Below are 12,019 nucleotides of genomic sequence, written 5' to 3' on the forward strand. Positions count from 1 at the left end.
ACTCGGGTCCTGACGTGGCACGATACCATTCGCCGTGTCGACCATACCGAGCAAACGGCTAAAGGCGGTCGTTGTCTGTCCCTCTACCATGTCCAAAGAGTTTTTGAGCCAGACAATCCCTTTGCCTGCCCGATGATCGGCATGCGCACGCGTTTCAATACTCTGGATATAACCGCCTGGCCAGCAGCGCATGCCTTCCCACACGGGTAAAAATTCCGGACTTTCAATCGGAAAATCTTCTAGACCGGCGATGGCGCGAGTATCCGAAGTCAGCATTTTCCAGGCACGCGCAACGATACAGGTTTTTCCATTCGCACACATTTCTGCTTCAACCAGCTCAATGGTTTTACCCGGACGAAGCATGCGGGTGGTAATTGAAAACTCACCAAAAGCAATCAATCCAAAGATATCCAGTCCGACCCGACCAATTCGCATATCCTCTCGTGGCTGAAACTGTTCCAGCTCTACACAGAGGATACCTGTTGCTGGGGCCATATGCTGTTCATGAGGATTCCATGCGCCTTGGGCATGAATATTGGAACGGTAATAAGCCGTAGTACTACCATCTGCATGCTGCTCACGTTGAATTAAACTGTAATATGCCGACATTCTTCTCTCTACTTCCTTGAATAATCTCTTTAACTTTATCGCAAATATAATGCTTTATGATCTTTATTTTTTCAGAAAAAAGCCATAATAATTCATAATTTGACAATAAGTTTTGCAGTGCTTGAATCCGACTTTTGTCAAAAGGCCTTTGAAGTCTTCAGTCGAAATCAATGCAAAATCCTGCTGTAATCTGGCCAGCATGTTTTCACTTTGCCGGAGACTTAATCCCGTCTGCTGCGCCATTTTTTGCATGATCTGTAGTGCAGTTTCATTTTCTGGCTGCATCAGGTCATAAGTCAACACGATCCCACCTGTTTTAAGACTTTCATAAATATGCTGAAAAAATTCGGTTTTCTGTGGCTCAGGAATAAAATGGGCGACCAGAATCGCCAGTGCTGCATCGAAAGTATCCTGCTCCAGTCCGTAGGTAGTGCTCTGTATAAACCGGACTCTCTGCTCGGCAGCAAAAGGAGCCAGATTTTTCCTTGCCTGTTCTAGCATGGTGACTGAAGGATCAATCGCCGTAAAAGTCCAGTGTGGATGCTGCTCTAACAGATAGGACAACTCATAGCCTGTTCCGCAGCCTGCAATCAGAATATGTGCATTTTCTGGTAATTCCGTACTGAGAATAGCCTCAATCTGCTGATGCACCAGTTCATAAGCAGGAATTAATTTACGGATGTGATCATCATAACTGGCGACCACCACTTCACTGTGAAAGTTTTTTGCCATCTGTTTACTCTGATTTAGATAGTCGATATATGAAGTTTTATATTGAAATAAGACTTTATATAGAAATGCATTTTTATCTATTTAAAGAAATTGCTAAACCCATGACCTCAATTTGCACGATGGATTCTTCTTCCATTCTGCAGGTGCTTCGTTACTTTGACTGGGCAACGTAACGAAGCACCTCTGTTTCATTGATATGGCATCCTTGCCATGCAATGAAACGGCGGCATCCATGCCGTCAGGTCATCTGATCAAATACTATTTAAACTTAACTTTAATTAATTTAAGCAATCTCTTTTAAATTTAATTCTTCCCGCATAAATTCACGTAACTTGAACTTCTGCGCCTTACCTGAAGCTGTCATCGGGAATTCATGAAAGAAACGCACATAACGTGGCACCTTGTTATGAGAAATATGCTCGATACAATACTGACGAATCGCCTCTTCAGTACATGAATCATTTTCATGCAGAATGATACAGGCACAGAGTTCTTCCCCATATTTATGGTCTGGGACACCAATGACCTGTACATCTGAGATCGCAGGATGGGTATAGAGAAAATCCTCAATTTCTTTCGGGAACAGGTTCTCGCCACCACGAATCACTACATCCTTAATACGCCCCTTGATTTTAATAAAGCCTGCATCATCCATTTCAGCAATATCACCGGTATGCATCCAACGGGCAGCATCAATAACTTCGTGGGTTTTTTCCTGATCTTCCCAATAGCCGAGCATCACGGAATAACCTCGTACACAAAGCTCGCCCAGTTGACCACGCGGGACCACTTTGCCCTGTTCATCTACAATTTTAACTTCCAGATGCGGATGGACGCGACCAACAGTACTGACTCGCTGCTCAATACTGTCTTCAGTCGAGCTTTGTGCACTCACAGGTGCAGTTTCAGTCATGCCATAACAGATGGTTATTTCAGACATATGCATGCGTTCAATCACACGCTGCATAATCTCCTGTGGACATGGACTGCCTGCCATAATGCCGGTACGCAAGCTGGACAGGTTAAACTCATCAAACCGTTCATGTTCCAATATGGCAATAAACATGGTCGGGACGCCATAAGCTGCCGTACATTTTTCTTGCTGGATGGCTTTTAAGGTTTCCAGCGGATTAAAGACTGCAGACGGATAAATCATGGCTGAACCGTGAGTAATACAAGCCAGATTCCCCATCACCATACCAAAGCAGTGGAATAGCGGCACTGAAATACAGACCCGGTCTTCCGGTGCAAGGTGAATTGCCTCACCCACAAAATAGCCATTATTCAGGATATTGTTATGGGTCAGCATGGTGCCTTTCGGATTACCAGTCGTGCCCGAGGTAAACTGGATATTAATGGTTTCATCGAACTGCAATTCACTGGAGATCTGTTGCAGTTGTTCCAGTTCTTGGGCACTTGGGGGAGGCAGTAAATCCTGAAAACGGTGAATCCCTGTATGCTGCTGGTCATCAATTTTGATTACATGCTTTAAATGCGGCAGGCGCTCTGCATTAAGCAACTTGTCTTCGGTCTCTTTTAACTCTGGTGCAATTTTGGTCAAAATTTCCTGGTAGTCCGTGGTTTTAAACTGTGAAGCAATGACCAAGCCCTTACAGGACACCTTATTCAGCACATATTCCAGTTCATTGCTTTTATAGGCCGGATTCAGGTTGACCAGAATAATGCCAGCCTTGAAAGCAGCAAACTGGGTAATGGTCCATTCCACACAGTTCGGCGACCAGATCGCCAGACGGTCACCTTTTTGCAGGCCCAGTTTCAGCAACTGACAGGCAAAAGCATTGACCTCTTCCTGTAGCTGCCGATAACTCAGGCGTACATTCTGGTGCAGACTTACCACTGCATCCCGATCCGCATACTGCTCGCAAGCCTGGTCAAATTTTTCACCAATTGTCATCCCCAATAAGGGCTGGCTGCTGGTTCCATAGGCATAGCTTAACCGTACTTGTGTCATTGAATCGATCTCCTTGATTCTTTGTAATTCTGATTTCAACTTTACTAATTGTTTTATGACCACGACGACCTTGTCTGTGTGCCTGTTTTTTTGTGTATTTATGCTACTGAACTTCCCTCCTGTCGACGTACTGCGTTTACACAAAAATCGGCAATCTGTTTGACAAAGTGATCCTTATACTTCTGATCAAACATCATATTGCGAGATGGATTTAAAGGCTCGATTACGACAAAGGTCATGGCACCTACCACGCCTAGCGCCGCCGTGTTCAAGTCTTCAAACTCAAATTTTCCGTTTACCTTTCCTTCGGCCAGAATCTCCTTAATACTCTGCTTGATCAGCTGTTTACTACGAAAACGCTCATGCTCCATCTCCGGATCGACCGGTTCAAACATAAGTGAATACGCCAGTTGAGGGCTATTCATGGCGCGTTTCACAAAAGTTGTAACAGATTTTTGCAATTTCAGTTCTGGCGATAAATCTGATCGAACAATGTGGTTCAAAATTCCAACCTCATGCTGAATCGCTGCCGACAAAACCTCAATCAAAATCTGGCTTTTGCTATCAAAATACCGATATACCAGCCCTGTAGAAACGCCTGCACGCTCTGCAATGGCCTGAATCGACGCCTCTTTAAAGCCCCCCTGAGCAATCAGTTCACGAGCAGACTGTAAAATCGACAAGCGATTTTGTTCCATTCGCTCCTGCATCAGTGATGATCTTTTATAACTCATAATATTATTCTCAACAAGATAAAATGAATTGTAAATCATTTTGTGAATATAGGTTCACTTTTTTGTTTTTTCGTTGTATGTTAAAAAGCAAGCACAACAAAAATGCTTTTTTGGACACAACAAATATAACCTCAGGATGGATGAAGAATGAATTTACAAAGCTTGGATTTCGGTTTAGATGAAACTCTGATAGCGCTTCGTGATTCAGTGGCTGCGTTTTGCGCCAAGGAAATTGCCCCTATTGCCCAACAGGTTGACCGCGATAACGAATTCCCGGCTCAGCTCTGGAAAAAATTTGGTGATATGGGCCTGCTGGGTCTGACAGTTGGTGAAGAGTATGGCGGCACCAATTTAGGTTATCTGGCACATATTATTGTCATGCAGGAAATTTCCCGGGCTTCAGCATCCATTGGTCTGTCCTATGGCGCACATTCTAACCTATGTGTGAACCAAATTAAGCGTAATGGTAATGAAGAACAAAAGCAGCGTTATCTGCCAAAACTGATTTCTGGCGAATATGTCGGTGCTTTGGCGATGTCTGAACCGAATGCCGGCTCGGATGTGGTCAGTATGAAACTCAAAGCTGAAGACAAAGGCGATCACTATCTGCTGAACGGTTCCAAAATGTGGATCACCAATGGCGGTGATGCCGATGTATTAGTGGTTTATGCCAAAACCGATTTACAGGCGGGTGCCAAAGGCATGACTGCTTTCTTGGTTGAAAAAAATATGCCAGGTTTCAGCCACGGCAGCCATTTGGACAAACTGGGTATGCGCGGTTCCAACACTTACCCGCTGTTCTTTGACAATGTCGAAGTCCCTAAAGAAAACGTCCTCGGTGGTGTCGGCAATGGCACCAAAGTGCTGATGAGTGGTCTGGACTATGAACGTGCGGTTCTCAGTGCAGGTCCGCTGGGCATTATGGATGCCTGCATGGATACCGTGATTCCATATATTCATGACCGCAAACAGTTTGGTCAGGCGCTGGGTGAATTCCAGTTGATGCAAGGCAAAATGGCCGATATGTACTCGACCTGGCTGGCATGCAAGGCACTGGTTTATGCCGTCGGCGCTGAATGTGACAAGGCCGAGCATAGTCGCAGCCTGCGTAAAGATGCTGCCAGCGCAATTTTATATGCGGCCGAAAAAGCCACATGGATGGCCGGTGAAACCATTCAGACTTTAGGTGGAAACGGTTATATCAACGAGTTTGCAGCAGGCCGTCTATGGCGCGATGCCAAACTGTATGAAATTGGTGCCGGCACTTCAGAAATCCGCCGCATGCTCATTGGCCGTGAGCTTTTTAACGAAACAGCCTAAACCTTAATACTGAGAATAAAACAAGGATGTTCGTCATGAATCAGTTACAGAGCAAAATCAATATTCGTAGTGAAGAGTTTAAAGCCAACCAGACTGCCATGCTGCAACTGGTGGATGACCTGAAGCAGAAAGTTGAAAAAATTGCCTTGGGTGGTGGAGAAACTGCCCGCCAGAAACACCTTGACCGTGGCAAACTGTTACCGCGTGAACGGATTAACCAGCTGATTGACCTGGGCAGCGCTTTTCTGGAAATCGGTCAGCTGGCTGCCTATCAAGTCTATCAGGATGATGTGCCTGCGGCTGGTGTGGTCGCTGGTGTGGGTCAGGTCAATGGTGTGACCTGCATGATCGTGGCCAATGATGCTACGGTGAAAGGCGGTACTTATTATCCGCTGACAGTGAAAAAGCATTTACGCGCACAGGAAATTGCCGAACAGAACCATTTGCCATGTATTTATCTGGTGGATTCAGGCGGTGCATATTTGCCTTTACAGGATGAAGTATTTCCGGATCGTGATCACTTCGGCCGTATTTTCTACAATCAGGCGCGTATGTCGAGCCAAGGTATTGCTCAGATTGCAGTGGTGATGGGCAGCTGTACTGCCGGTGGTGCTTATGTGCCTGCCATGTCGGATGAAACCATTATTGTGCGCAACCAGGGTACGATTTTCCTGGGTGGCCCGCCGCTGGTCAAAGCTGCAACTGGTGAAGTGGTGTCGAGTGAAGACCTCGGTGGCGGTGATGTACATACCCGTTTGTCTGGTGTTGCCGATCATCTGGCAGAAAGTGATGAGCATGCCCTTGCAATTGCCCGCAACATTGTGGCAAATCTGAACAAAAAGCCCAACAAGACCGCAGAGGAAATTGAGGCACCACGCTTTGACAGTTCAGAACTGTACGGCATTATTCCTTGTGATGCCCGCAAGCCTTTTGATGTGCGTGAAGTGATTGCACGTATTGTTGACGGTTCACGCTTTGACGAATTCAAGGCGCGTTTCGGCACGACTCTGGTGACCGGTTTTGCCAAGCTTTATGGGATGCCAGTCGGGATTATTGCCAATAATGGCATTCTGTTTTCCGAGTCTGCACAAAAAGGCGCACATTTTATTGAATTGTGTACCCAGCGCAATATTCCGCTGATTTTCATTCAGAACATTACCGGTTTTATGGTGGGTCGCCAGTATGAAAATGAAGGCATTGCCAAGAACGGTGCCAAACTGGTGATGGCGGTGGCCAATGCCAATGTGCCAAAACTGACCTTGGTGATTGGCGGTTCTTTTGGTGCCGGCAACTATGGCATGTGTGGCCGTGCTTATTCGCCACGCTTTATGTGGACCTGGCCTAATTCTCGAATCTCGGTCATGGGCGGTGAGCAGGCTTCAAGTGTACTTTCGACCCTCAAACGTGATCAGATTGAGCAAAAAGGCGGTAGCTGGTCAGCTGAAGAAGAAGATCAGTTTAAACAGCCTATTCGTGATCAATATGAACGTCAGGGTCATCCTTATTATGCTTCAGCCCGTTTATGGGATGACGGTGTGATTGATCCGGCACAATCGCGTGAGGTGCTGGCCTTAAGTCTGGCTGCAGCGATGAATGCGCCAATCCAGCCAACCAAGTTCGGCGTGTTCCGTATGTAAGAGGTGACGACAATGGATTATCAGTTTTTACAGCTCGAACAGCAGAATCAGGTGGCAACGGTTTGGATCAACCGTGCTGAACTGCACAATGCCTTTAATACTCAGGTCATTGAAGAATTATATGCCTGCTTTCAGTCTTTAAATGCACGTGATGATGTGCGCGTGGTGATTCTGGCCGGACGAGGCAAAAGTTTCTCGGCTGGCGCTGATCTGAACTGGATGAAACAGGCCGGTCAGGCCTCACAAGCCGACAATGAAGCCGATGCCTTAAAACTGGCGAAAATGCTGCAAAGTCTGGCGACCTTAAAACAGCCGACCATTGCCCGGGTACATGGGATTGCCTTTGGTGGCGGTATGGGTCTAGCCTCGGCCTGTGATATTTGTGTGGCTAGCACCGATGCCAAATTTGCCACCTCAGAAGTACGTTTAGGTCTGGCCCCATCCACCATTAGCCCGTATGTTATTCGGGCGATTGGTGCCCGTCAGGCGTCACGTTATTTCCTGACTGCCGAGCGTATTTCAGCGGAACAGGCCAAAAACATTGGACTGGCACATGAAGTGACTGCCCCAGAGCAGCTCGACAGCAAAATTGATGAAATTACGGAAGCCTTATTGCTCGGTGGGCCAGCAGCACAACATGCCTCTAAACAGCTGATCCAACTGGTTGACCAGCAAGTTTTGAGCGAAGATTTACTGCTGAAAACAGCACAGCATATTGCCCATGTTCGCCAGGGAGATGAGGCGAAAAATGGCCTGAATGCATTTTTGAACAAACAAAGCCCGGCCTGGATCAAGACCACGGCATAACAACAAGAAGGATCCTACAATGTTTGAAAAGATTTTAATTGCCAACCGTGGCGAAATTGCCTGCCGTATCATTCGTACAGCAAAAAAATTAGGGATTGCCACCGTTGCCGTCTACTCCGATGCCGATGCGCAGGCACAGCATGTCAAACTGGCAGATGAAGCGATCCATATTGGTGAATCACCGGCAGCACAAAGTTATTTGCAGATTGAGCGTATTATCGAGGCTGCAAAAACCACGGGTGCCCAAGCCATTCACCCGGGCTATGGTTTCCTGTCTGAAAATGACCAGTTTGCCCTGGCCTGTCAGGACAACAATATTGTTTTTATTGGTCCGCCAGTCGAGGCTATTTTGGCGATGGGCCTCAAAGCCACCTCTAAAGCATTGATGGAAAAAGCCGGTGTGCCTTTAACTCCGGGTTATCATGGTACCAATCAAGATGCCGATTTTCTGAAGCAGCAGGCAGACAGTATTGGCTATCCGGTGCTGATTAAAGCCAGTGCCGGCGGTGGCGGTAAAGGCATGCGTCTGGTCGAGCGCAGTGAAGACTTTTTAGGTTCGCTGGCTTCCTGTAAAAGTGAAGCACGTTCCAGCTTTGGCAATGACGATGTGCTGATTGAGCGTTACGTGGTACAGCCACGTCATATTGAAGTGCAGGTATTTGGTGATACCCACGGTAATTATGTACATCTGTTCGAGCGTGATTGCTCGGTACAACGCCGTCACCAGAAAGTGCTGGAAGAAGCGCCTGCACCGAAAATGCCGGAAGATAAGCTTGAAGCGATGCGTCAAGCTGCCATTGACGCTGCGCGCGCAGTCAACTATGTCGGTGCCGGTACAGTCGAGTTTATTGTCGAGCAAGACGGTACGGCCTATTTCATGGAAATGAACACCCGTCTACAGGTCGAGCATCCGGTCACAGAAATGATTACCGGTCAGGATTTGGTGGAATGGCAATTACGTGTGGCTTTCGGTGAGCCTTTACCAAAGCAGCAACATGAATTGCAGATTCATGGTCATGCCCTTGAAGCGCGTGTTTATGCCGAAGAACCGGAAAAAGGCTTTATCCCGGCAATCGGCCAGATCAGCTATTTACATTATCCGGAGCAAAGTGACTGTGTACGTGTCGATAGCGGTATTGTCGAAGGCGATGAAATCAGCACTTATTATGATCCGATGATTGCCAAACTGATTGTCTGGGGCAAAAACCGTGAAGCAGCCCTAACCCAGATGCATCATGCACTGGGCCAATTCCATGTCGATGGTCTGGGTAATAATATCGCCTTTTTAGATCGTCTGGTGCTGTGTGACTCATTCAAAAATGCACATTTAGATACTGGTCTGATTCAGCGTGAAGAAGCATGCCTGCTCCCACCTTCTACAGAGATTGATGCCGAGCTTGTGATCAGTGCTGCATTGATTGAACTCCTGTCACGTCAGGCGCAAAATCCGCTTCCAAACAATCCGGTCTGGCAGCACAGCTCATTCTGGCGCCTCAATCAGCAAAATACTCATCGCATCAAATTACAATGCAATAATCAATTGTGCGAGGTTCGCTTTACTACACTGGATGAAGGCTTTTTGGCCACTTATGCGGATCAATGTGTAGAGCTTAGAGGAAAACTGCTGGATAGGCATTTACTTCAGCTGAATCTTGGTGTGAGACAGCAAAAACTGGCTTTTAGCCGGACTGAACATGGCATTACCCTATTCCAGAACGGGCAAAGTCATAAATTCAGTTATTTAAACACTGATTTTAATGGTCAAGATGAGCAAGGCACCGAAAACAACCTGACTGCGCCAATGCCGGGCGTCATTACCCAAGTTCTGGTTTCTGCCAATGATAAGGTAAAAAAAGACGATGTGCTGATGACGCTGGAAGCCATGAAAATCGAATATTCGATTCGTGCACCCCATGATGGCATTGTCGCAAGTTCATACTTCCAAAAAGGTGATCAGGTCAAGGCGGGTGATGAACTGGTGGAGTTCCAGCCACTGGCGGAGGAAGTCGCATGACAGATTTTGTCAAGATTGTCGAAGTCGGGCCACGGGATGGCCTGCAAAATGAAAAAACACCTTTGACATTGGATGACCGGAAAAACCTGATTCTGGACCTGATGAAAACCGGTTTACAGGCCATTGAAGTGGGTTCCTGTGTTTCAGCGAAATGGGTACCACAAATGGCAGACAGCGATGTGCTGTTTGCCAGCCTGTCTAAAGATCCGAATATTCAGTTCAGTTTGTTAACCCCAAACATGAAAGGATTTGAATCTGCCTTGGCTGTAGGTTGTAAAGAGGTTGCGGTATTTACCGCAGCTTCTGAAAGCTTTACCCGCAAGAACATCAACTGCTCGATTGATGAAAGCTTTGAAAAATTCAGCGATGTAATGAGTGCTGCCAAAGCCAATGATATTAAGGTGCGCGGTTATGTGTCCTGTATGGTGGACTGTCCTTATGAAGGTGCCATTGATCCGAAGCAGGTGGTCAAAGTCACTCAACGCTTACTCGATATGGGCTGCTATGAAGTGTCTTTGGGTGAAACCATTGGGACGGCCACGCCTGATCGGGTGAAAAAAGTCTGGGAGGCCTGTCTGGCTGAACTTGATGCTCAAGTTTTGGCAGGACATTTTCATAATACTTATGGCATGGCGATTGCCAATATTTACCAGTCATTATTGCAAGGTATTCGGGTATTTGATTCCTCCATTGCTGGCCTCGGAGGATGTCCGTATGCCAAAGGGGCCTCAGGGAATGTCTCGACCGAAGACCTGTATTATCTGCTCTCGAATATGGGCTTTGAAACCGGAATTCAACTGGATGCCCTGATGCAGGCCAGCCGCAATATCAGTGCAGTCTTGCAGCGCAATAATCCCTCCAATTATGCCAATGCCTATTGGCAAAAAGCCTGTGCTTAAAGCAGCCTAATTTGGACCTGAAAAGTCCTCAAGGATATAAAACCGCAGATCTTCTCAAACGAGCTGCAAGAAAAAAATAAATCGAGGTAACAGATGGCAAATAAAGTATATGACAGTGCAGAAGCCGCTTTAGACGGCGTGGTTCAGGATGGACAGACCCTGGCCGTAGGTGGTTTTGGTTTGTGCGGTATTCCGGAAGCACTGATCGCAGCCTTAAAAGAAACTGGGGCAAAAAACCTGACCTGTATTTCCAATAATGCTGGCGTGGATGGCTTTGGTCTGGGACTTCTGCTGGAAACCAAACAGATTAAAAAAATGATCTCCTCTTATGTCGGTGAAAATAAGGAATTTGAACGTCAATACTTAAGCGGCGAACTGGAAGTGGAATTAACTCCGCAAGGCACCTTGGCCGAAAAATTACGCGCAGGTGGCGCAGGCATTCCGGCTTTTTATACCGCGACGGGTGTCGGCACAGTGATCGCTGAAGGTAAGGATGTCCGTGAGTTTCATGGCAAGTCTTATATTCTGGAAGAATCTCTAACTGCCGATGTTGCGCTCGTCAAAGCCTATAAAGCCGATAAAGCGGGTAATTTAATTTTCCGTAAAACCGCCCAGAACTTTAATCCGGTCTGTGCCATGGCTGGCAAAGTGACCATTGCTGAAGTGGAAGAAATTGTCGAAATTGGCGTACTGGATCCGGACGAAATCCATCTTCCGGGAATTTATGTGAACCGGATTGTGCTGAATGCTCAACCGGAAAAACGTATTGAACAGATGACCTTAAAGGCGGAGGCTTGATCATGGCTTGGACACGTAATGAAATGGCGCAGCGCGCCGCTCAAGAGCTTGAAGATGGTTTCTATGTCAATCTCGGGATTGGCCTGCCCACGTTAGTCGCCAACTATATTCCGGAAAATATCAATGTCTGGCTGCAGTCGGAAAATGGCCTGCTGGGGATTGGCGAATTTCCAACTGAGGAAACTGTCGATGCCGACCTGATCAATGCCGGCAAACAAACCGTGACTGCACGTAAAGGGGCTTCATTTTTCTCCAGCGCTGACTCCTTTGCCATGATTCGTGGCGGTCATGTCAATATCGCCATTCTGGGAGCCATGGAAGTTTCAGCCCAAGGCGATCTAGCGAACTGGATGATTCCCGGTAAAAAAGTTCTCTCAGCCACATCTGCTGCTGTGCTTGAGTTTCGGGCGCGGACTGATCTAGAATTTGGTTGACCGTTTCAATATCAATCATTCCCGGCAAAGGACGTGACTGACGCTTCAGCTGAAAATCATCGG

At 46.9% G+C, this 12,019-nt stretch carries 10 protein-coding genes and 2 pseudogenes; 7 read left to right on the forward strand and 5 right to left on the reverse strand.

The window, feature by feature from the left end; all coding sequences use genetic code 11:
* From E2K52_RS11535 to E2K52_RS11550, 4 genes are all read right to left on the reverse strand, one after another.
* On the reverse strand, positions 1 to 609 hold a 609-nt coding region (locus tag E2K52_RS11535; protein ID WP_151205236.1), incomplete at its 3' end, for an acyl-CoA thioesterase domain-containing protein.
* A gap of 63 nt (positions 610 to 672) precedes the next feature.
* Positions 673 to 1,341, reverse strand: a complete 669-nt coding sequence (locus tag E2K52_RS11540; protein ID WP_151205237.1) for a class I SAM-dependent methyltransferase — start codon at positions 1,339 to 1,341, stop codon at positions 673 to 675.
* Positions 1,342 to 1,624: 283 nt separating this feature from the next.
* A complete protein-coding gene (locus tag E2K52_RS11545; RefSeq protein WP_151205238.1) occupies positions 1,625 to 3,313 on the reverse strand; it encodes an AMP-binding protein in 1,689 nt (562 codons plus the stop codon).
* 98 nt (positions 3,314 to 3,411) lie between these two features.
* Positions 3,412 to 4,047, reverse strand: coding sequence for a TetR/AcrR family transcriptional regulator (locus E2K52_RS11550; RefSeq protein ID WP_151205239.1), 636 nt, complete (start codon positions 4,045 to 4,047; stop codon positions 3,412 to 3,414).
* A gap of 147 nt (positions 4,048 to 4,194) precedes the next feature.
* Between E2K52_RS11550 and E2K52_RS11555 the strand changes: the two genes are divergently transcribed.
* The 7 genes and pseudogenes from E2K52_RS11555 to E2K52_RS11585 form a co-directional block, all read left to right on the forward strand.
* Positions 4,195 to 5,367, forward strand: a complete 1,173-nt coding sequence (locus tag E2K52_RS11555; protein ID WP_151205240.1) for an isovaleryl-CoA dehydrogenase — start codon at positions 4,195 to 4,197, stop codon at positions 5,365 to 5,367.
* A gap of 35 nt (positions 5,368 to 5,402) precedes the next feature.
* On the forward strand, positions 5,403 to 7,004 hold the full coding sequence (locus tag E2K52_RS11560; RefSeq protein ID WP_151205241.1) for a carboxyl transferase domain-containing protein: 1,602 nt from the start codon (positions 5,403 to 5,405) through the stop codon (positions 7,002 to 7,004).
* Positions 7,005 to 7,016: 12 nt separating this feature from the next.
* Positions 7,017 to 7,811 (forward strand): enoyl-CoA hydratase/isomerase family protein, encoded by a 795-nt coding sequence (locus tag E2K52_RS11565; protein ID WP_151205242.1) that lies wholly within the window; start codon positions 7,017 to 7,019, stop codon positions 7,809 to 7,811.
* Positions 7,812 to 7,830: 19 nt separating this feature from the next.
* Positions 7,831 to 9,825 carry an acetyl/propionyl/methylcrotonyl-CoA carboxylase subunit alpha gene (locus E2K52_RS11570; protein ID WP_151205243.1) on the forward strand — a complete coding sequence of 665 codons (1,995 nt, stop codon included), beginning with the start codon at positions 7,831 to 7,833 and terminating at the stop codon, positions 9,823 to 9,825.
* Positions 9,822 to 10,724 carry a hydroxymethylglutaryl-CoA lyase gene (locus E2K52_RS11575; protein WP_151205244.1) on the forward strand — a complete coding sequence of 301 codons (903 nt, stop codon included), beginning with the start codon at positions 9,822 to 9,824 and terminating at the stop codon, positions 10,722 to 10,724. The genes E2K52_RS11570 and E2K52_RS11575 overlap by 4 nt, the downstream gene beginning before the upstream one ends.
* Before the next feature lie 93 nt (positions 10,725 to 10,817).
* Entirely contained in the window at positions 10,818 to 11,522 is a 705-nt protein-coding gene (locus E2K52_RS11580; protein ID WP_151205245.1) for a CoA transferase subunit A, read from the forward strand.
* Between the two features lie 2 nt (positions 11,523 to 11,524).
* Positions 11,525 to 11,893, forward strand: a pseudogene (locus E2K52_RS11585) (CoA-transferase); the annotation flags it as partial.
* Here the strand turns inward: E2K52_RS11585 and E2K52_RS11590 are convergent.
* Positions 11,892 to 12,019: pseudogene (locus E2K52_RS11590) on the reverse strand (recombinase XerC); the annotation flags it as partial. The pseudogenes E2K52_RS11585 and E2K52_RS11590 overlap by 2 nt on opposite strands.

This window comes from Acinetobacter sp. RF14B, from assembly GCF_006864105.1.
Lineage (GTDB): Bacteria > Pseudomonadota > Gammaproteobacteria > Pseudomonadales > Moraxellaceae > Acinetobacter > Acinetobacter lwoffii_C.